The following is a 20509-nucleotide window of genomic DNA, read 5'->3' on the forward strand; positions in this document are numbered from 1 at the left end:
ATATTGTTTTGTTTGTACAATTTATCTCATTTGTATAATTTATCTTAATAGGTCATTTAGAATCAGACCCGCGGTTTCCTCAATCGCTTTATCCGTCACATCGATAACCGGGCAACCCAGCTCCCCGAAAATGCGGTTGGCATATGCAAGCTCTTCCTGAATACGTTCCATTGAAGCATACTGGGCATTATTCGGCAGTCCCATCACCTTGAGGCGCTCGCTGCGGATCTTGAGCAAATGCTCTGCGTTAATGGTCAGGCCGAATATTTTGCCCTCCAGCCTTTCATATAATTGAGCCGGCGGCGTAAGCTCGGGAACGAGCGGATAATTGACGGTTTTGTAGCCTTTATGAGCCAGGAACATGGACAGCGGGGTTTTGGATATGCGTGATACGCCAAGCAGAATAATATCCGCCTTCAGAATCGCGCTGACATCCTTGCCATCATCGTATTGTACGGCGAAATCCATCGCCTCCACCCTTTTGAAATAAGGTTCATCCATACGGTGAAGAAGTCCAGGCTTCTCGAAGGGATCGTTATTGAACGTATCGGCAACCGCCTGCATCATCGGCCCCATCACGTCCACCACACGCACATTCAAACGCACCGCTTCTTCCTTAATCGCTTCCCGCAGCTCCGGAAGGGCCAATGTATAGGCGACCAAGCCGCCTCTTTCCGCAACCTCCTCCATCATCTGCCTTAATTCCTCTTCATCTCTGACATTCATGTAACGTTTGATTTCCGTGTTTGGCAAATCGAACTGCCGCATCGTCGCTTGCACGACGGCCTCTGCAGTTTCCCCGATCGAGTCCGAGCATATCGCAATAAAGTGACTTAACGACTGTACCATTTCATTCCTCCCGTTAATCCTCGGCAACCATGTCGAGCAGCATTTTGATAATGTTGGTTTTCGTAATCCGGCCCACGACCTTCCAATGGGACCCCGGCTTCTCGGAGTCGGACGGTATGACGACCGGAAGACTGTCGATTTGGTGGGCAATAATTTTGCGCGCCGCCTCCAGGATGGTATCCTCCGGGGATACGGTTACGACATTGGGCTGTCTGGTCATGACCATGCTGACCGGAATAGACCCGGCCGTCGGGTTGCCCAGCGTCACCTTCAGCAGATCCTTTCTTGAAGCTACTCCCGCCAGGTTCCCTTTCTCATCCGTAACGATCAGATTGCCTACATTGGCGAGGAACAGCGACACCACCGCATCCTGGATAGTTGTCATTTCTCTCACAATGACGGGAACACTGTGAATTTCCCCGACCTTCTTTTGCAGCATTTTAAACTTTTCTTCCTGTCTCGTATTGCCCTTCTGGCCGAGGAAGTAGCCAACCTTCGGTTTGGCGTCGATATAATTCAGAATGACGAGCTTCGACAGATCCGAGCGCAGTGTCGGCCTGCTCACTTTCAGCATCTCTGCGATCTGTTCCCCTGTGATTGGGGCATGCTTTTGCACAATTTTTACGATTTCCATCTGTCTTGGCGTTAGTTCGATGTTGATCCCTCCGCTTTGTTCCACTTTCCAACAATTAACTTAAACATATAATACGTCATAAATAATGATAACGCAACATATTACAGCATATATAACGTCATAAATAATTCCTATAGGTGTATTAACACCATAAATAGGGGTTAAGGTGGAGGACAACAGCAATTAGAGGAATGATTTGTTCGCAGAACGCACAACAAAAGAAAGAAGTGCCCCAGGTCAATAGACCTTTCCGGGCACTCCTTCGCTTGGGTAACATAAATGACTATTTGCTTGACAGTGCCAATCCGATTTCCGACAGAATCGCGCTAGGTGCCTGTAAATACAAAAATGGCAACGATGGCGACCCGCCAGGACGTTTTGCGCAGATCCGCCAGACGATCCACGACAGAAATACCGGCGAAGGCCAGAATCGGTGTCGTGATCGACAGGAAATTCACCTGTGCAATCGCGTTAACAAACACATCGGAAATCAGACAGAATACAAGGGACGTGATCGATACCCAGCCCAGCACCGGGAATTCGGCGAGAAATTTGAGGGGCTGTTTTTTCATAAGCTGTGATATTAAAATGCCGATAAAGGAAAACAGCCACAGAACAGCAAGACCGCTGATCGTGCCCCAGGTTACATGTCCACCCTCGCCGGCCTTCAAGAACTTCATTTGCTCCGTAAACAAAATGAGCGAGACACTCAGCAGAAGAATTAGTGCATATTTAACGTATTGATTCAAGCCTTTACTCACTTGTTTCCACCTCTTACGAAAAGTTTGTACATCAAACGCTGCAGCGGAACGGCCAGGAATACCATCGTATACGTGCCCAGGAAGCTTGTCAGCAGCTGGCTGGCAGCCGCGTATGCATTAATTGTTTCCGCCATATCCGGCTGCTGTGACACTAACGCCGACGACGCAGCTGTCATCATGCTGGCCGAGCCTACCCCGGACGACATCGCCAAGGCTTCGATGGAAAAGCCCAAACCGTGCAGCACCGGCGCAATAATGCTGAAGAACAAAGTGCCAAACAGCGTGCCAATAATGTACAGGGACAGCACACCACGACCTTCGTCAGAATTCAGGGTGTACTTCTCCGAAATATACGCCAGCTCTCCTTCACGGCCCAACCCCAGAGTCGCGCCAATCGCTTCACGTCTCAGACCAAGCAAAATGGCTATAGGAAGCCCCAACACAACGGTACCGAGGTTGCCAATCTCCTGGATCAGAAACACCCAGCCCACGGCGAAAATATCCTGCAGCTTGGGAGCCACATCCGCTCCGTATCTGGCCATAAGCGGCAGCATGATAAAGATCAGATATTTTCCCGCAAAGCCCACATTGTCGGGACTGTAAATTTTTTTGAGCAGCCCTTTGCGGAACACCGGCACCCCCAGCACCATCGTGATCAGGATCGCAAACACAAGCGGCAGCAGATTGATGCGGATATTTCCGACCATAAAGGATTGAATACCTATAAACTCTGACGCGGCAATGACCAAAAGCACGAAAGCAAGCAAGTATATATATGTAGCTTTAAATTTCATCGGTTGTCTCTTCTCCTATTCGGTTTTCATAATGGAGGCCAACAGTTCTTCATACGCGGCAAAGCTTCGGCGATACAGCTGCTCACGGTCAATGCGGCCCTTCATGCGCTCGAAAACATCGGTCAGAAAACGCGGAAATACCTCATATATGAATTCGGGGTCGATTTCCTTGAAGTCGTCGCCGTGAATCGTGCCGAAAAAACCGCTGTAGCCGATTTGTATACAGGGAATCATATACGATAAATCTCCGATATCGCCCGCCGCACTGATGGCGTTGTTGTTCAGGATGTCCTGAATCTCCCCGCTTGCTTCAAATGCCTCCATAACAAACGTGGACAGATAGCGGTTCTGCACGAAAGGAAGATACCCCATCTGCGTGGCGATCTCAACCTCACCTTGGAGCGCAATCGCGCTGCCTTCGGCGGCGGCGTCCATTTTAGCAGCTGCCTCTTTCATATATTCGACCGTCTGGGTGCGCAGATCCGTTCCCACCGTAATGTGGTTAGGGATGACGTTGGTGGACATATCCGAATGCATGACAATCGGATTCATGCGCACCTTCTCCGCATCCTTCATTTGCTGACGCGCCAGCCCCAGCGCAACGTTGAATAGTGTAGACATGCTGTACGCATTTTTGCCTGAAAAAGGATCGAAGCCCGCATGCGAGGCTTTACCCCGGAATGTATACTTTTTGTATAAAAATCCGGCCAGGTCGCAGTTGATCTCCACCGTTCTCACCGGATATTCTCCGCCCATGGCGTGAACACATATCCCCACATCAATATCGTCAAAAATACCCAACTTCATGGCCTCAGGCTTGCCTCCGAAATAGGAAATCATGCCTTCATCCAGCAGCTTTTGCCGGTATTCCAGATCCAGGTATTCTTCGGCAGGCACAAAGACAAACGCTACATTATAGTCCAACGCTTTATACAGCCCTGTCGCGTAAAAGTGCTTGTACAAGGCCAGTGCGATGGCAACCTGACTGTAATGTCCGCAATTATGCGCAGCACCTGTCACCGGATCGGCACGCCAATGGGTCGGAGCATAAACGGCGTCCAGCTCTGCAATAAATCCGACAGTGAGCGTTTTTCCCTCACCCAAGTACGTTTTCAACCCGGTGGTGCTGAACGACTCCAATTCAATGTCCGGGTTCACCTTGCGAAGGAATTCAGCAATCAGCGCGCTGGTGCGATTTTCCTTATAACCCAGCTCTGGATGTTCGAAAATATCACGCGCCACACTATAAATTTCGTCATAATACTCTGTGAATGCCATATTTCCTCCTGTTTTCAGCTTATTTATTCATTTTCATGAATTTGATGTTACTTTAACGTGATAAAATATGTCAATATTTTTTCTTTCTGAAATAAAGAAATGAAAAGGCTCAACGCCTTTTATCAATCAGCGTTAAGCCCTATTTGGAGTTACCCCATTTATTTTAAATTTGGAGGCAAGTAGTCAATGAATTCATAAACCCCCACGATTCGCTTGGCAGGATAATCTGGTTTTTCAAATACAGTTATAGAGTAACCTTGGGGATGTTGTACTATTGAATCAATAATATCGTTTGTTAATTTCCCCTGTAAAGGAGCCTTTATACTTATCTGATATCTATCAGTACGATAACTATCATCTCCCTGAATTAGGGTCTCTCCTTTTACAGGCGTTGTTAATTCAGAAGTGAAAAACTTAGCATATTCTTGCGGGATGTCTAAATATAGATAGTACGAATGCTCTCCCTGTAATAAATACTTTTTTGGTATCTCTCCAAAACTATAGACTACATCATAATTTATTGTGTTAGCTGCCGAGTCATAAGTAATATCGAATTTGTGGACCAAAAAATCATTAGTGTCCGGAAAATGTACACCTGTTAAAAATTCCTCCTCTGCCCCTTCAATTTGACTTTTTTGTTCTTCGGAATTATTAACAGCCTGTGTACTATTATTTGATTCAGATTGATTATTTTCCGAATCGGTATTTTTCCCGTTTGAACAAGCTGAGACGGCTATCATTATGCTAAAGATAATTATTGATTTAGACCAAAATTTCAATTTTTCTCCCCCTGCAAACTGATATAAGGAACTCTTATGCAATAAGAGTTCCTTGAGTTTTATATACGCAAATTATAATTTCTTCACAAAAATAGAATCTGAAAAATCCGCTGTCGTCCAATGACCTGAATTATAAGTTCTTTTCACAACTACTCCAGCACTATTAGCGACTTCCATGTACCCATTAGTTTTAATGGTTACACTTCCTGCCCGAAGCGTATAAACACTTTTCGCAGGAACCGTCCAAGTGATAGCAGTTGTCTTAGTGGTTTTCTTCCCACCGGAGAATGAACCACTTGCTTTAACTTTTTGGGCCATGATATTGAACTCCGTCTCTGCACCTACCGACACCTGTCCAAATTTCTCAATAGCAACAATACGCGTTATTGATTGGGTACCTGCTCCAGTATTTGTAACTTACTTTGTTCCATCATAGGAACATATGGCGATGATATCCTTCACAGAGATATTTACTTTATATCCACTTACATCTTTAAAGTTATTAGATGCTTCTAAAGCTTGCAATACATTATGTAATACAACATGATGTTGTTTCATTTTTAAATGATACGATAACAGCGTATAAAAGAACTTTGTTATGTAAATTGCTTCGCCACTTTTGCTGCAAATCTCGATAGCCTCACCGATTTTACCCTTGAAGTGATCGAAAACTGAATCAACATGAAAACCGTGGTTAATTGCTGAAATAAGGATCGTCATTAACCCTGGCAGCAGCTCTTCAACTCTGGACTCTTTAAGGAATTGGACATAAGGGTCGAGGTATTCCTGCTTTCCATCTAGAAGGGAAACAGAGAATGTATTGGCTTTAGCGAACATTTTAAAGGCGGATATTTCTTCACCTGCTTCTTTGCTCCCATCGTCTAACCAAGACAGATCGGCATAGTCTTTTATGCAGGCCAATGATTCTTCGTACAATTCCTTCTTTCCCAATGCAATACCCTTCATTAGTTGGCTGAATCCGAAATAATAGACGATGTGGCGCTTTCCATCCAAATAAACGTATCGTTTCCCTAACTCTAAAGATTGTTTTCGCTTTGAATACACCCTTTCTGCTGATATAAGAAGTTTATCAGCAATCTCAATCATATGATCATAATCTTCTAAAATATACGCTGCTTTAAGTAAGTCTACTAAGGAGTCAATTTTTAGACCGTCTAAATGTAAATCATCCAATGCTACTCCCTCCTATCCGTTCCATATACATCGATAATATAGCATTTTTTCCCACTGGTCAATTACAAAAAACGAATTTTCTATTTTTATGCATAAAATATGAAAAGGGTACCTTCTATAGCATTTATACATTACTGGAACTCCCTCAATTTTCAATAGTTTTCATATCTCTATCCGGCTGCTAACCGATGCGAATGCAGGTCCTTACAACCTTCCGTCGCTTGATGCTGATGTCCGTTACCTGAAGACTGTTGCCTCTTCATACAGCCTTGCATGATTATCCCTTTCGATCAGAATGCGGGGGTTGAGGGTTGGGATATAGGGGGCTTAGGGGAAGGAAAGAGAACCGAGAAACGAGATACGAAAAAAAGTGGCCCAAGTGGGAACAGAACTTCAATTCTTTAGCAGCCGTGATCACAACGGACAGGCATGCATGGAAGCATTGATTGCAATGAAGTGACCGAACGGCTTTGCCTGCCCGCGTTGCGCTCATACCCACTGCAGTCATCTGGCTTCCGACGCATCCTCATGTTCGAATGTGCAAAGCGTGCACATCAAACGTCAGCTTTGATCGGCACGATTTTTGAACGAATCCGTCCCCCTGACCAAATGTTTCCAGTCGCTGAATTTTCGGTTCCCGTTTTTCAGCGTTTCATAACCTGATCCATCGGGATAATCATGCAAGGCTCCCGAAAAGCGGGTTCACATGCCTTGCCACGTTCGACAGGCGGCTTGACTGTCAAGCCTTAACTTTCGCAGCATGAAACCGGCAAACCAGCAGCTACAAAGGTTTAATTGGATTTCTTATGCTTTACTCTTGGCTTTCTCTTCCGCATGCGCCTTTTTAAGATCATCCCGCACACTCTGCTCCCAGAGCGAAACGCCGGAACGATAAGCGGCTCTGCCGTTCAAATGGCCAGCCACAGGGCCGGTGATAAATACAAACAGAATGCCCAACAGCAGCTTGACGCTCACATGGTCCAAATAGAGCCAAAAGTAAAGGAACGCTCCCAACAGCACCAGCAGCACCCCAAGCGTGGCGCTCTTCGTGGCCGCATGGGAGCGCAAATACGCGTCAGGCAGCCGCAGCAATCCGAAGGCGCTGAGCGCGGTAAACAACGAACCAACCAGCACAATGATTCCGCAAATCCATTCACCGATGATGATCATCGTCTCCACGTTCAATCACCACGCCCCTTTCTATATATCTGGCAAAAGCGGTCGTTCCGATAAACGTCAAAATGCCCAATAGCAGAATGATATCCATGAAAGCCTTCGTCTCCAGCAGCATGCTGAGCACGGCAATCATGGACAGGATGATAATGCCGATCGTATCCAGCGCCGTGATCCTGTCCGCCATGGAAGGACCCATCAGCAGCCGCAGCAGGCAGCCGAGCGCTGCCAGCGACATAATAGCCAGCGAAGCAATGAGCAGTCCGTGCATCATACCCGTGTCACCTCCATAATCGCCTTTTCAAAGGTGCTTTTAATCTGGCGGGATAATTCATCCGCATCCTCAATATCCATGGCATGAATATAAAGCGTCCGTCCGTCATGCCCTACCTCCAGCGTCAGCGTGCCGGGAGTCAGACAGATCAGGCAGGAGAGCAGCGTAATTTCAAAATCCGTCTCCAGCTCCGTGGTCATGGCGAAAATGCCAGGACGAATGTTCAGCTTGGGGCGGAGAATTTGCCGGACAACCGCCAGACTGGATACCCACAGTTCTTTCAGAAACAGCAGCAGCAAATAAATAACCGCCAGCGCCTTTTGCATATAAAACCTGTCCGGACGCACACGGTAAATCGCCCATATGAGCACCATGCCGATCAGGTACCCCACCACAAACCGTGAAGCCGACCATTCATCGTGGAGAAAGGTCCATACCAGCGCAATCGCAATATTCAACCCAATTTGATAGGCCATCTCAACTACTCCTTTAATACGGCTTCAATATAAAGGGCCGGCTGTATCAGCACCTCTCCCGCTTGGGACACGTACGAATATATCCCTTCCGAAGCGAAGCCCAGAATAAAGACGAACAGCAGCAGAAAAACCGACGGGATATAGGCCAGCTTCCACGACATCGTGGTTTTGGGATCATTCCCGACATTCCCGACAGCAGGAGCAGCGCTCTGCTCCTCTCCCCAGAACGCTTTCATGAACACACGGATCAGGGAATAAAGCACGATGAGGCTGGAAGCAACGCCTACAGCTGTCAGCCAATATTCTCCTTCCCCCAGACCGCCGCGTACAATCAGCAGCTTGCCAGGAAAGCCGCTGAGCGGCGGAATGCCAACAAGCGCCAGCGCCACAATGAGGAACATCCAGCCTACTGCGGGATAACGCTTGATCATGCCGCCCATTTCGCTCAGCTTATCCGTACCTGCAGCCGCAATCATCATGCCGCCCAGGAAAAACAGCAGCGCTTTGGCAATCATGTCATGGACCAGGTAATACACAGCCCCGTTCATGGCGTCTCCGTTCCCGACGGCCACGCCGAATGCGATAAAACCAACACCGATGATGACATTGTAATTCAGGATGCGCCGGATATCTCCGTAAGCAACGGCTCCGATGCCTCCCAGAATCATCGTGCCTGCCGCCAGCCAGCCGATCCAGCTTTGGATATCAAAGAGCTGCTGCGGAAAAATGAGTGTAAATGTACGAATGATAGCGTACAAACCCACCTTGGTCAGAAGCGCACCGAACAGGGCCGCGACCGCCGGAGGCGGGGCACTGTAGGAGCCCGGCAGCCAGAAAAACAGGAACAGACCAGCCTTCAAACCAAACACGATCAGAAACAGGATCGCAATGACAGACAGAATTCCTCCTTGCCCCGTTTCTGTAATGCGCAAGCTTAAGTCCGCCATGTTCAGGGTGCCTACCACACCGTACAAATAAGCTACCGAAGCTACGAACAGGGTGGAGGACACAATATTGACGAGTATATATTTTAAAGTCTCGCGGATCTGCAACTTCGTTCCTCCCAGAACGAGCAGCGCATAAGATGCGATCAGCATCACCTCAAAGCAGACGAACAGGTTGAAGATATCCCCGGTTAGAAATGAACCGTTCACCCCGGCGAGCAGAAATTGAAAAAACGGATAAAAATAATGCTTCTCACGCTGCTCTCCGATCGTGCCGAAGGCGTAAAACAGACAGGCTGCACTGACAACCGCCGACGTCAGCACCAGCAGAGCCGCGAACATATCTGCCACAAACACAATGCCATACGGCGGCATCCATCCCCCCATATGAAGCGTCTGAATTCCCTGTTCACGAACCTGCTGTACGATGACAGCCCCAACAATCAAATTTAACAAGACACTGACGGCGCTGATGATCCGCTGGGCTGAAACTCTATTTTTAAGAAATACAAGTACAACCGCCGTACACAAAGGAAGCAAAAGCGGCAAAACAAGCAGATTATTCATGATCTTCCTCCCCAAGCTGATCCATGCTGTCCGTACCCAGCTTCTGATAGCCTTTGTAAGCAAGTACGAAGAAAAAGGATGTCACGCCAAAGCTGATGACGATGGAGGTTAGAATAAGCGCCTGCGGCAGCGGGTCCACATAGGACTGCGCTTCTTCCCCAAGCAGCGGAGGCGCGCCAGTCTTTAGCCGCGACATCGTGAGCAGCAGCAGATGTACGCCATGTGTCAGCAGGGATGTGCCGAGAATGACCCGCAGCAGGCTTCTGGAGAGGATCATATATACTCCTACGGAAAATAACACACCAATTGCCAAAGCCATATACAGTTCCATGCCTACTCATCCCTCACAATCGTATACAAAATATTCATCGTGACGCCGATGACGGCCAGATAGACACCAAGATCAAACAGCACGGCCGTGGCCAGCTCCGTTTTGCCAAGCAGCGGAAGCTGAAAATAACCGAATGCATGTGTTAGAAACGGAACCTGGAACACGAAGGAGCCGATGCCTGTCAAGAGGGCAACTGAAAGACCGATGGCGATCAGCTTTATAAAATCAATCGGAATAAGCCGGTTTACAGTCTTCATTCCGAAAGCCATCAGCATCAGCACCAGCCCGCCCGAAGTCATCAATGCCCCGATGAAACCTCCTCCCGGCTCATGATGTCCCGCAAAAAACAGATATAACGCAAACGTCATCACGATATATACAACGCCCGTTCTGGCTGCTGTCCGGAGAATAACGTCATTGCTCCTGGCAAGATACATGCCTGCTCCCGGGCGTTTTTTTTGGGACTTTGGCATACCCATATCTGCATCCAGACTCAGTTTCACCAATGCAAAGATCGCCAAAGAGGCAATCCCGAGCACCATAATCTCCAGCAGCGTATCAAATCCTCTGAAATCAACGAGGATGACATTGACGACATTGCGTCCACCGGCCAGGTTATAGCTTTCAGCCAGGAAGAAATCCGAAATGGAATCGAAAGCCCGGCTGCCGCTGGCAGCAAGGGCGATAAGGGTCATAACTGCCCCGACTCCGATGGAAATGACCAGATTCGGCAGCCTGAACTTCAGGGATGACCGGTCCCTGCGCAGCTTCGGCAGATGATAGAAGCAGAGCAGAAAGAGCGTCACCGACACGGTCTCGACGATAATCTGGGTCAACGCCAGGTCCGGCGCCCGGAATACAACAAAGAACAGCGAGACCGCATACCCAACGGCCCCCGTCAAAATAATGGAGGTGACACGTGATTTCGCGAACGGGACAGCCAGCGTCGCCAGCACAAGCACAAGCAGCACAACGACTTCGTAAAACGACATTGGGGCATAGCCTTCCATATTCAGGCTTATCCCGTCCGCCGCGTAGAATGCGATCACCAAAGCAGCGATCAAAAACGAAAAAATATACAACAGATAGTGACGGACAGATCCGGTCATATAAGTCCTCGTGACTTTAAGCGCCACTTTATCCAGCAGCTGCAAGCCTGAATCATATGCCTGATTGATGCTGATCCGCTCAGTAAGCGGCTGGTGGAGCACACGTACCTGTCCATGCAGCCTGTACAGTACGGCGCCAAGCAGCACCACCCCGATCGTCATGAATATTTCCGCCGTCCAGCCGTGCCAGAAGGAAATATGGACATGAAACGATTCACCGGCTGCAAGCACATTCGGATGAACGGCTGACATGGCCGGCTCGATCAGCAATTGGGACAGCAAATTCGGGAACAGACCAAACACAACAGCGAGCGAACCAAGCACCACAGGCGGGATCAGCATGCCGAGCGGCGCTTCATGAGGCTTCCGCTCCAATTCTTCCGGTTTCAACTTTCCGGTAAAAGTCTTGAACACAAGCAGCATGCTGTACACGAAGGTAAAAATGCTGGCAATCCAGGCAACTCCAGGGATGAGCGCCCCCCAGGTATGCAAATTCCATACATCCAATTCCATGACGCTCAGCACACCGGTGAAGAACATTTCTTTACTGAGAAAACCGTTAAACGGCGGCAGTCCTGCCATGGAAAATGTGCCGATCAAAGCGACTGTGAAGGTCACAGGCATAAGCGCCATCAACCCGCCAAGCTTGCGGATATCCCTCGTGCCTGCTTCATGATCGACATTTCCCACAACCATGAACAGAGCGCCTTTAAATATCGCATGATTGATCAGGTGAAAGATGGCCGCTGTTGTAGCCTTGGTATAAAAGAGAGCTTCCTCTCCCGTATAAAACGCAGCGGCAGAACCGATGCCCAGCAAACTCATAATCAAACCAAGCTGACTGACGGTGGAGAACGCCAGCATGGCTTTCAAATCGGTCTGCTTTAGCGCCCGGTAAGAGGCATAGATGAGGGTCAGAAGACCAAACCCGGTAACCAGCCAAAACCAGCCTGCCAAACCGGCAAACAGCGGACTCAAGCGCGCAACCAGATAAATGCCCGCCTTCACCATTGTGGCGGAATGCAGATAAGCGCTGACCGGCGTCGGTGCTTCCATCGCATCCGGCAGCCAGATGTGAAACGGAAACTGGGCAGATTTGGTGAATGCGCCGATCAGGATCAGCAGCATGGCAGGCACCAGCAGCGAATAATCAGCCAACAACCCCGCCTGACTCATAATCTCGCTAATACTAAACGTTCCGGTCATGACATAAAGAAGGATAAAGCCGCTGAACAAGGCAAGACCGCCGAATACTGTAATCAGCATGGACTTCAGAGCCCCGTATAATGATCTTTCCCTGTGATGCCAGAAGGCAATAAGGAGAAACGACGACACGCTCGTAAGCTCCCAAAAACCGTACAGGACCATCAGGTTGTCGGACAAGACCACGCCCAGCATAGCGCCCATAAACATGAGCAGGTACACGTAAAAGCGGTGAACCGCCTCTTTGTTTTTATCGAGATAAAATAATGAATACAGAACTACCAGAGAGCCGATCCCACTGATGAGCAAGGCGAACAGCAGACTCAGACCATCCAGTCTGACGCTAAAGTCGACTCCCAGCGATGGCATCCACGGCAAGACCGAGAGGCCCTGCCCGCCATTCTGCACATCAGGCAGACGGCCCAGAAAATACACAAACAGCAGAACCGGGGCCGGAAGAACGAACCAGCCGGCATGCACGCGGCGAGCCAGCCGCTGGGCAAGCGGGATGGCTGCGGCAAAGATGAAGGGCAGTAAGATGGCTGCATGCAGCAAAGACAAGTTTCTCTCCCCCTTAACTAAGAAACATTTGCGATAAGCCGAACGCCTATCGGTGTACTTTCACAGAAGACAGACTACGGAAAACTACAGTAAGCGGATGTTTTTCCTGCGATTTAAGGAAAGCTTGTGCACGGATGTTACTCCTTCAGCTTTTCCATAAATACCGGCTTTTTGACCTGAAATCCCAAAAAAACACAAAAAGAGCCCGCTGTTGGCAGGCTCCTCCGGTTTAAAGCATATGCTGTTTTCTGTTCGCAATTAGCAATAAGTATACATGATTTTGTATTTTGTGTCAAAACTCAGCCAAACCATTCATTCACTTTGTCACGGTCGAGCTTCTTGATGACTGCAGTTAGCAGTGCCGCAGCCTGATCAAAATCCTGCTTGGACATCACACCATTATGGGAGTGTATATATCGTACCGGAAACCCGACAGACAAGGTCGGACAGCCAATGCCGCTGATATGAAATCTGCCGCCGTCTGTCCCGCCCCCTGGCATGACATCAACCTGAACCGGAATGCTCAGTTCCTCAGCCGTATCCATCACCAGATCACGCAGGCCGGTATGAGGAATCATGCTGGCGTCAAATAGCAGCACCAGCGGCCCTTCCCCTATATTGGAAACTGTATGCTGGGACTCATTGCCCGGTGTATCGTAAGCTACACCCACGTCCAGCGCAAAGGCGATATCGGGCTGAACCGCGTTGGCCACCGTTACGGCGCCGCGCAGTCCTACTTCCTCCTGCACTGTAGCTCCGGCATAGATGATGTTGGGATGGCTGTCATTTTGCAGCCTTTTCAGCACTTCTACAGCCAGCGCGCAGCCTGCGCGGTTATCGAGGGCTTTGCCGACCCACAGCTCATCATTGCGCATGGTCATAAATTCAGATACAGGCACAATCCAGTCTCCCGGACGCACGCCCATCGCTTTCGCATCCTCTGCATCCTTAGCCCCGATATCAATGTACATGTTCTTGAGCGGAACGACCTTGTCCCGCTCGGCCTTGTCCAGAATATGCGGTGGCTTGGAGCCGACGATACCTATGTAATCTCCTTTGCGCGTCTTTACCTTTACCCGTTGGGAAAGCACCGAATGGGGCCACCAGCCGCCAAGCTGCTGGAAGCGCAGAAAACCCTTCGGCGTAATGGCGGTCACCAGAAAGCCGATTTCATCCAGATGGCCGGCCAAAAGCACCTTCGGTCCAGTAGCGTCTCCTGTCTTTTTGCCCAGCACGCTGCCGAGACGGTCCTTAACGATCTCTTCTGTCAGCGGCTGCAAATACTCCAGCATTTTATCCTTGACATTGCCTTCAAAGCCCGAAACTCCATCCGTTTCCGTCAGCTCCTTCATCATCCGGGTCATTTCATCCATAATCTTTCCTCCTGTATATATCCATTCCACAAACCTGCGGTTTACCCGAATCCACCATCTTCTTGGTTATGTATTCCAAATCATTATAACATTGGATGGTTGTCAGAAGTATATGGCAATTGGAATTTACTTAAATATTATTGCCCCTGCCCGTGTAAATCTTTGATCATATGAAAATGGGGGATTCCCACTTCTGTAAACAAGTCTCCCTCTTTGACGTAACCGAGCTTCTCGTAAAAAGGTACCGCCGTCAGGCGGGCATGCAGCAGGATTTCGCAAAATCCCAGCTCCTGGGCTGTCTGTTCCGCAAACTCGACCATTCTCCTCCCGATACTTTGCCCCTGTACGGCCGCATCCACGGCTACCTGCTTCATTTGCAGCCGGCTGTTATCCAATTTTCTCAGAAGAAGCACGCCTGCCGTATGTCCGTCTGCAACCGCGCGAAAATGATAATCCCCGTTCTCCTCATGGATAGGATCATCCTGAATGCTAAGCCCGAGCGGTTGTCTCAGCACCCGGTCTCTCAATTCAAGCCCCTGCTCATATTCGGGTGAACCCCATTCCACACGTTCAACCATTACGTTCATCCCAGATCCTCCCCGCAGATTCATACCCAGTGAAGGTCAAGCCAATACACAATCTCCTAATTATATTCTAGCGCATCTTAATAATCCAGCAGGCGTCCATGATCATGCCATTGACCATACATTTTATTTTCTTTCGTGTTTGTTATAAATTTGTCTAATCTGCTTTCAAATAATTCCGGCTGATTTTTATTGCTTTGTATCGTGTCGATCCGGACTCTTTTATAAAGAGCCGGAAATGCCAAAAAATTCTCATATACTTGCCTGTCCTCTTTTAGTCTTTGCTCTATAATCGGATCTATTTTAAAAGAATCGTGGTCCATATCAGGAAGCACCTTTCTTCCTTCGTCGCTCATGAACCCCAGCTTTTCAAGGCGGCGGACACGTTCTTTATTCAATTCAGTCCATGAACTTTTGGGGCTTCTGGGAGACAGTCTCTGCGCCAGCTCTGTGTCAGATATTTTCTTTTTGACTCCATCAATCCATCCAAAACACAAAGCTTCTTCGACCGCGTCCAAATATAACAATGTATCAGGGGTTGGCGTCATGCTCACTACGACCCAACAAAATTTTTTGGTTTTTCCATTTTCCTGTAGCCAATTCCTCAAATCTTCTCTCGATTTTACTGTAATTAGATTTTCAATTTCCATAGATACAATACATTCTCCTTTCTAAGAATGGGGATCAACTGTAAAAAGGCCGATTTCTCTGTTCTCAGAAATATCGACCTTTTTTGGGATGAATTGAATGACTTCAAAGCAATATTTAAACGGACTCCTCAGGTTGCTGATACCAAAACTGGATGATTCGTCATTCGTATCGTCTCCTTTTGATTTGTCATGGATTTGTTATGGCATCTGTTATTAGTATAAGCAAAGAAGCATGACAGCAGCCTGTCATACTTCTTCATAAAGTTTGAGTGTCTTTTGAAGCTGTTCTTTTAAAATGCCTCGCAGTGCAGGGGGTTCGAGGACTTCGGCACCGCTGCCAAAACCCAGCAGAATGGTCCAAAGCCATCGTGCTTGCAATGGCTGATAAACAGGAATTCGCATCGTCATGCTTCCATCGGCATGAAATTGCTTATCTGCCTGGGGAAACTGATCAATCACATCCGCCAAAGCCTCCGGCCCCACCCGGATCACCACATCCTCCAACTGTCCTTGCCATTCCTTGTTTGAAGAAGCAGCCTCTTCCGGCAGCTCGTGATGCGGTCCGAAAGTTTCCTCGGTCAGGAACAAGTTCAACATCCGGGATAGCCGGAACTCCCGATAATCCCGTCGTGTTCGGCAAAACCCATAAACATACCAATTGCGATATTTAAAATGAAGCCGCAGCGGTTCCATGTCACGGACCGTACGTTCATTTTTTGCATTAATATAATCAAAGCGGACGATCTTTCGCTCCAAAATACTTGCACGCAATTGACGAAGCGCTTCGGGAGCCGTCCGGTGAGTTTCAAGGTCCACCGATAGACTCGGGGTCTGATAGTCCGTTTCAATCGTTTGCAGTCGTTCAATGGTTCCTTGCGCACGCTCGTCTTCAAACACGGTGGAGAGGCTGTGGAGCACGGTAATCAGGGAATTGACATCGTAAGAACCGAGCAGGCTTTTATCCATTTTATATCCATCCATCATGCCATACCCGCCTTTAGTTCCCTGATACGATACGACCGGGAAGCCCGCGGCACAGATCACATCGATATCCCGATAGATGGTTCTTTGGGAAACTTGAAACTGCTCAGCCAGCACGGGGGCAGACACAACTTCGTGATTCAGCAGTTTGTAGATGATAGAGACCAATCGCTCCAATTTCACATGTATCCCCGCCCGTTAGTCCATTTCGCATTGCTGGTCATTATTATATCACAGATTTATTCTTACTAATCTTGGGATGGGCCTGGTTGCTGAAAGGTCAAGAGATGCGCCGCTCACCGTCCAGTACAATGGCAAGAAAATACGTGAGATCACGGCTTCAAAGCAACTTTTCATGTTCGCTCACGTCTAACTCATATACATAAATTTACATTGCAAAGGAGCTCTAAAGGATGAGAACAAAATTAACGCGACATAAGACCGCCGCATGTCTGGCAACCGCTCTGTTGCTTGCGGACCTAAGCGGAGTAACTGCCCCTGTTGTGAACGCACAACAAGCTTCTGTCAGCATCAGCAATCCTTTGCACAATGAAATCAAAGCCCCTGCGCTAAAATCGGCCTGGACTTACGGAATTAGCGAATTCAACACCGCCGAATCTTCTTTTATGACTAACGTTATTGCTGTCAAAGAAAAGCTCATCGTCCTGGACAAGAAAGGTAAACTGGCTGCTCTTCATGCCAAAACCGGCAAAAAGCTGTGGGAGTATGGATCGGATATGCTGCCTTTCCTGTTGCACGGCAACGGGACTATTTACGGGATTAACCAGAAAGGCACACTATCCGCTCTAAATGAGAATGGTCAAAGGAAATGGACCGCTTCCCTCAAATTAAGCAGCGTTAACAGCATACAGTGGATTGGAGACACCGTATATGTAACCGCCGGCCTCAAGTTTGCCGCCGTAGATGCAGCGACCGGCAAGGTCAAATGGACCGTTTCAGAAACCGATCCCACATATTCAGCAGGTGATCCGACAATGATGCAAAGCGGAAACGTTATTATCCGCTCCTATCTTGTGCAAGGGGCTTTATCCGCCATACAAATCAATGCTTATGACGCCAAAACAGGCAAAAAGCTATGGGAGCATATCAGACAGAATTACCCGCTTACTGTCAAGGATGGTCTTGTCTACTCGATTAGTGACCTCTATCCTAACATGGAGGACCCGGTGGATCGAAAAATTGAAGTAGCCATCTTTGATCTGCAGACCGGTGAGGACAAGGGAAAACGTGTATACCGCTGGACAGATAGAGAAAATAACAATGGATCCATATCTTCTGGGGGAACTATTAATTCCGCTTTTTTGGACGGCAATGACTTTTATATTTTTGAGAAGGGGACTTTGGTTAAATACGATTTTTGGAAATATAGCAAGGACCAGCAACCGATGAAAAAGTGGAGTCAGCAATATGAAAACCGACGGCCTTTATACACCGTTTATGATGGCAAAATGTTTTACCAAAACTATAATACCGGCGGTTTGGTGGCAATCAAGCTGGCAAACGGGCAGGAGATCAATTATGACCTAGGGGATAACCCGACAGTGCAAGCGGATATCTTCGGTAAAGGTGTATATATAGGGCAGTCTGACGGAGTTTTCCGCGCTTTTCATCTCAATACATTAGAACCCGTCTTCACTTTGGATACAGGCTCACGCCGCTTCGGACCTACCATTCAGTCTGACGGAATGCTGTACATTCAGAGCGGAGGCAAGCTCTTTGCTGTCAAGCTTCCCACTGTGCTTAAATAGAAGCAAGGATTTACTAGGACAAAAAAAAGGCGTTTGGAAAATCCCATACGCCTTCCTCTCGGTGAGAAGACTGTTTCGATTGATGATTAATATACCCGCTTGATTCGCACTGCAGCCACCTTAAAACCAGGCATTTTGCAGAACGGGTCCAGCGCAGGAGTGGTTGCAAGGTTCACGTTCTGCACACCTCCCCAATGCATGGGCACAAAAATAGTGTCCCTGCGGATGTGGCCGGAAATGCGACTGCGGACGGAGAAGCTGCCCCATACCGACTCAATCTCGATCCATTGGCCTTCTTCAATCCGGTAACGGCGGGCTGTATCCGGATGAATTTCTGCAAAATTGGCCTCCGATCTCGCTGCCAGCGCCGGGCTTCTTCTCGTCTGGACACCCGTGAGATAATGGGCCAGCACTCTGCCGTTTGTCAGGACAAGCGGATATTCCTCACTGACAGCTTCCTTGGAAACGGGATTTTGCAGGGATGTGAATACGGCTTTCCCGTCAGGATGGGCGAATGCAGCGGAGAACATAAACGGCGTTCCAGGATGATCCGTTGAAGGACATGGCCAATAGATACCCTCCTCTTTGCGCAGCCTGTCGTACGTAATGCCGTAATAATCCGCCGCCCCGCCTTTGCTCGCCATTCTTAATTCCTCGAAAATATCTTCAGAAGACGAATAGGAGAACAGCTTCCCTTTGCCAATCCGTGCGGCAATGGCGCACAGAATACTCCAATCTTGACGTGCGTCTCCCGGCGCCGGAAGGGCTGCCTCCCGCAGCAGCACTCTTCCTTCAAGGTTCGTGAGCGTGCCGGTGTTCTCCAGATAAGATGTAACGGGGAGCACGATGTCCGCCAAACGGGCGGTTTCGGAGAGCAGCATATCCGCCACCACCAGAAAATCCAGCTTTTCCAGCGCCTCTTTAACCAGATTCACATTGGGATTGGATACAATCGGATTGGAGCCCATCAGGAAAAGCGTCCTGATTTGTCCCTGGTGCATCAGTTCCATCATTTCATATGCGGATACGCCTTTGCCGGGAATGTCTTCCGGTGCCACTCCCCACACGGAAGCCGTATAGGCGCGGTCCGCCTCGTTTTCGATTGATCTGTAGCCTGGCAACTGGTCTGCTTTCTGCCCGTGCTCCCTGCCGCCCTGGCCGTTGCCCTGCCCGGTGACCGCACCGTAGCCGCAGCCTTCCCGGCCGATTTTGCCACTCGCCAGCACCAGATTCAGGAATGCCCTCACAGCCAGATGTCCGTCCGTCTGCTGCTCCACGCCCCTTGCCGTGAAAATAATGCCAGTCTCCGCCTGCCCGTAGACGGATGCCGCCTTGCGAATCAACTCCTCTTCAACCCCGCATAGCAGTGCTGCCTCCGCCAAATCGACCGTCTGCATACGGGACCGTAATTCCTCATAACCGCTCGTCCGTTCCCGGATAAACTTTTCATCGATCCATCCTTCATCAAGCATGACCTTCAGCATGGCGTCCGCCAGCATCATGTCCGTCCCTGGCCTAATTTGCAGATGCAGGTTCGCCATCTTGGCCGTTGCCGTAACGCGCGGATCAATGACAATAATGAACGCCCCTTTTTCCTTCGCTTCATTAAAATAAGGCATCAAGGTCGGCTGGCATTCTGCGATATTGGTGCCTGCCAATATGATGCAGCGGGCCAGCGGAATATCGGCCAGTCTGCAGGTCAACCCGCGGTCGATGCCAAAGGTCTTGCTGCCTGCCGAGGCGGCAGCCGACATGCAGAACCGTCCGTTATAGTCAATGTACTTCGTTCCGATGCCAACACGGGCGAACTTGCCAAGCAAATAAGCTGTTTCATTGGTCAGCGATCCGCCGCCATATACCCCAATAGAGTCAGGGCCATACGCTGCGGCCCCCTCGGCAAAGCGTTCCGCGATCGCTTGCAGCGCTTCCTCCCATGTGGCGGGAACCAGTTCCCCCTCTTTTCTCATGAGAGGCTGCAGCAGCCGTTCAGTATGGAGCGCATGCTGGTGGGCATTCAGTCCCTTGACACACAATCTGCCGCCGGATGCCGCATTAGGCAGCCCTTCGACGGTATAGGATACGGTCCCTGAGGGAGCTGTTTCCATTGTAATTTGCGCCTTGCACTGCACGCTGCAAAACGGGCACTGGGTTTGCAGCACCTTGTTCCAGGTTCCGTCAGGATCCTGAACAGCAGTAGTCCCTGTCATCCACTCTTTCATTCCAAT

Annotated in this window: 19 protein-coding genes and 1 pseudogene; 1 reads left to right on the forward strand and 19 read right to left on the reverse strand. The window is 49.0% G+C overall.

All coding sequences use genetic code 11. The annotated features are described in order from the left end of the window. Window positions 1–39: 39 nt before the first annotated feature. The 18 genes and pseudogenes from ACE41H_RS03585 to ACE41H_RS03670 all read right to left on the reverse strand — a co-directional run bounded on the left by ACE41H_RS03585 (window position 40) and on the right by ACE41H_RS03670 (window position 16698). Window positions 40–849 carry a pyruvate, water dikinase regulatory protein gene (locus tag ACE41H_RS03585; RefSeq protein ID WP_375353423.1) on the reverse strand — a complete coding sequence of 270 codons (810 nt, stop codon included), beginning with the start codon at window positions 847–849 and terminating at the stop codon, window positions 40–42. Window positions 850–862: 13 nt separating this feature from the next. After that, window positions 863–1483 carry a helix-turn-helix transcriptional regulator gene (locus tag ACE41H_RS03590; RefSeq protein WP_375353603.1) on the reverse strand — a complete coding sequence of 207 codons (621 nt, stop codon included), beginning with the start codon at window positions 1481–1483 and terminating at the stop codon, window positions 863–865. 283 nt (window positions 1484–1766) lie between these two features. Further along, window positions 1767–2244: pseudogene (locus ACE41H_RS03595) on the reverse strand (hypothetical protein). Next, the gene (locus tag ACE41H_RS03600) at window positions 2241–3038 is read right to left on the reverse strand and encodes a DUF3100 domain-containing protein (protein ID WP_375353424.1); all 798 of its coding nucleotides are present in this window, start codon (window positions 3036–3038) and stop codon (window positions 2241–2243) included. The pseudogene ACE41H_RS03595 and the gene ACE41H_RS03600 overlap by 4 nt, the downstream one beginning before the upstream one ends. 15 nt (window positions 3039–3053) lie before the next feature. Then, window positions 3054–4316 carry a M20/M25/M40 family metallo-hydrolase gene (locus ACE41H_RS03605; protein ID WP_375353425.1) on the reverse strand — a complete coding sequence of 421 codons (1263 nt, stop codon included), beginning with the start codon at window positions 4314–4316 and terminating at the stop codon, window positions 3054–3056. Between the two features lie 158 nt (window positions 4317–4474). Beyond that, window positions 4475–5095: a hypothetical protein gene (locus tag ACE41H_RS03610; RefSeq protein WP_375353426.1), complete on the reverse strand. Its 621-nt coding sequence runs from the start codon at window positions 5093–5095 to the stop codon at window positions 4475–4477. A gap of 72 nt (window positions 5096–5167) precedes the next feature. After that, window positions 5168–5413, reverse strand: coding sequence for a hypothetical protein (locus tag ACE41H_RS03615; RefSeq protein WP_375353427.1), 246 nt, complete (start codon window positions 5411–5413; stop codon window positions 5168–5170). Window positions 5414–5512: 99 nt separating this feature from the next. Further along, window positions 5513–6289 (reverse strand): hypothetical protein, encoded by a 777-nt coding sequence (locus tag ACE41H_RS03620; protein WP_375353428.1) that lies wholly within the window; start codon window positions 6287–6289, stop codon window positions 5513–5515. Between the two features lie 804 nt (window positions 6290–7093). After that, window positions 7094–7459, reverse strand: coding sequence for a monovalent cation/H(+) antiporter subunit G (mnhG, locus tag ACE41H_RS03625; RefSeq protein ID WP_375353604.1), 366 nt, complete (start codon window positions 7457–7459; stop codon window positions 7094–7096). Continuing rightward, window positions 7443–7736, reverse strand: coding sequence for a Na(+)/H(+) antiporter subunit F1 (locus ACE41H_RS03630; RefSeq protein WP_375353429.1), 294 nt, complete (start codon window positions 7734–7736; stop codon window positions 7443–7445). Before ACE41H_RS03630 ends, mnhG begins: the two co-directional genes overlap by 17 nt. Then, complete coding sequence (locus ACE41H_RS03635) at window positions 7733–8212, reverse strand: Na+/H+ antiporter subunit E (protein ID WP_375353430.1); 480 nt, start codon at window positions 8210–8212, stop codon at window positions 7733–7735. Before ACE41H_RS03635 ends, ACE41H_RS03630 begins: the two co-directional genes overlap by 4 nt. 5 nt (window positions 8213–8217) lie before the next feature. Continuing rightward, window positions 8218–9723 (reverse strand): Na+/H+ antiporter subunit D, encoded by a 1506-nt coding sequence (locus ACE41H_RS03640; RefSeq protein ID WP_375353431.1) that lies wholly within the window; start codon window positions 9721–9723, stop codon window positions 8218–8220. Further along, window positions 9716–10054, reverse strand: a complete 339-nt coding sequence (locus ACE41H_RS03645; RefSeq protein ID WP_375353432.1) for a Na(+)/H(+) antiporter subunit C — start codon at window positions 10052–10054, stop codon at window positions 9716–9718. Before ACE41H_RS03645 ends, ACE41H_RS03640 begins: the two co-directional genes overlap by 8 nt. Before the next feature lie 2 nt (window positions 10055–10056). Next, window positions 10057–12927: a Na+/H+ antiporter subunit A gene (locus ACE41H_RS03650; RefSeq protein WP_375353433.1), complete on the reverse strand. Its 2871-nt coding sequence runs from the start codon at window positions 12925–12927 to the stop codon at window positions 10057–10059. 299 nt (window positions 12928–13226) lie between these two features. Then, window positions 13227–14300: a M42 family metallopeptidase gene (locus ACE41H_RS03655; RefSeq protein WP_375353434.1), complete on the reverse strand. Its 1074-nt coding sequence runs from the start codon at window positions 14298–14300 to the stop codon at window positions 13227–13229. Window positions 14301–14437: 137 nt separating this feature from the next. Then, entirely contained in the window at window positions 14438–14887 is a 450-nt protein-coding gene (locus tag ACE41H_RS03660; protein WP_375353435.1) for a GNAT family N-acetyltransferase, read from the reverse strand. Between the two features lie 77 nt (window positions 14888–14964). Continuing rightward, a complete protein-coding gene (locus ACE41H_RS03665) occupies window positions 14965–15534 on the reverse strand; it encodes a YdeI/OmpD-associated family protein (protein ID WP_375353436.1) in 570 nt (189 codons plus the stop codon). A gap of 246 nt (window positions 15535–15780) precedes the next feature. Next, window positions 15781–16698, reverse strand: coding sequence for a helix-turn-helix transcriptional regulator (locus tag ACE41H_RS03670; RefSeq protein ID WP_375353437.1), 918 nt, complete (start codon window positions 16696–16698; stop codon window positions 15781–15783). A gap of 230 nt (window positions 16699–16928) precedes the next feature. Here ACE41H_RS03670 and ACE41H_RS03675 point away from each other — a divergent pair, with 230 nt between their 5' ends. Beyond that, window positions 16929–18284: an outer membrane protein assembly factor BamB family protein gene (locus ACE41H_RS03675; RefSeq protein ID WP_375353438.1), complete on the forward strand. Its 1356-nt coding sequence runs from the start codon at window positions 16929–16931 to the stop codon at window positions 18282–18284. A gap of 86 nt (window positions 18285–18370) precedes the next feature. Here ACE41H_RS03675 and nasC read toward each other — a convergent pair whose 3' ends face one another. Beyond that, a complete protein-coding gene (gene nasC / locus ACE41H_RS03680) occupies window positions 18371–20491 on the reverse strand; it encodes an assimilatory nitrate reductase catalytic subunit NasC (RefSeq protein WP_375353605.1) in 2121 nt (706 codons plus the stop codon). Between the last annotated feature and the right edge of the window lie 18 nt (window positions 20492–20509).

Origin of the sequence: Paenibacillus enshidis (genome assembly GCF_042136365.1) — a bacterium.
Lineage (GTDB): Bacteria > Bacillota > Bacilli > Paenibacillales > Paenibacillaceae > Paenibacillus > Paenibacillus enshidis.

Bases quoted from the DNA above. Each gene is read 5' to 3' on its own strand.
- ACE41H_RS03585 (WP_375353423.1), bottom strand. From the start codon at position 849: ATGGTACAGTCGTTAAGTCACTTTATTGCGATATGCTCGGACTCGATC.
- ACE41H_RS03590 (WP_375353603.1), bottom strand. From the start codon at position 1,483: ATGGAAATCGTAAAAATTGTGCAAAAGCATGCCCCAATCACAGGGGAA.
- ACE41H_RS03600 (WP_375353424.1), bottom strand. From the start codon at position 3,038: ATGAAATTTAAAGCTACATATATATACTTGCTTGCTTTCGTGCTTTTG.
- ACE41H_RS03605 (WP_375353425.1), bottom strand. From the start codon at position 4,316: ATGGCATTCACAGAGTATTATGACGAAATTTATAGTGTGGCGCGTGAT.
- ACE41H_RS03615 (WP_375353427.1), bottom strand. From the start codon at position 5,413: ATGGCCCAAAAAGTTAAAGCAAGTGGTTCATTCTCCGGTGGGAAGAAA.
- mnhG (WP_375353604.1), bottom strand. From the start codon at position 7,459: ATGATCATCATCGGTGAATGGATTTGCGGAATCATTGTGCTGGTTGGT.
- ACE41H_RS03630 (WP_375353429.1), bottom strand. From the start codon at position 7,736: ATGATGCACGGACTGCTCATTGCTTCGCTGGCTATTATGTCGCTGGCA.
- ACE41H_RS03635 (WP_375353430.1), bottom strand. From the start codon at position 8,212: ATGGCCTATCAAATTGGGTTGAATATTGCGATTGCGCTGGTATGGACC.
- ACE41H_RS03640 (WP_375353431.1), bottom strand. From the start codon at position 9,723: ATGAATAATCTGCTTGTTTTGCCGCTTTTGCTTCCTTTGTGTACGGCG.
- ACE41H_RS03645 (WP_375353432.1), bottom strand. From the start codon at position 10,054: ATGGAACTGTATATGGCTTTGGCAATTGGTGTGTTATTTTCCGTAGGA.
- ACE41H_RS03655 (WP_375353434.1), bottom strand. From the start codon at position 14,300: ATGGATGAAATGACCCGGATGATGAAGGAGCTGACGGAAACGGATGGA.
- ACE41H_RS03660 (WP_375353435.1), bottom strand. From the start codon at position 14,887: ATGAACGTAATGGTTGAACGTGTGGAATGGGGTTCACCCGAATATGAG.
- ACE41H_RS03665 (WP_375353436.1), bottom strand. From the start codon at position 15,534: ATGGAAATTGAAAATCTAATTACAGTAAAATCGAGAGAAGATTTGAGG.
- ACE41H_RS03675 (WP_375353438.1), top strand. From the start codon at position 16,929: ATGAGAACAAAATTAACGCGACATAAGACCGCCGCATGTCTGGCAACC.
- nasC (WP_375353605.1), bottom strand. From the start codon at position 20,491: ATGACAGGGACTACTGCTGTTCAGGATCCTGACGGAACCTGGAACAAG.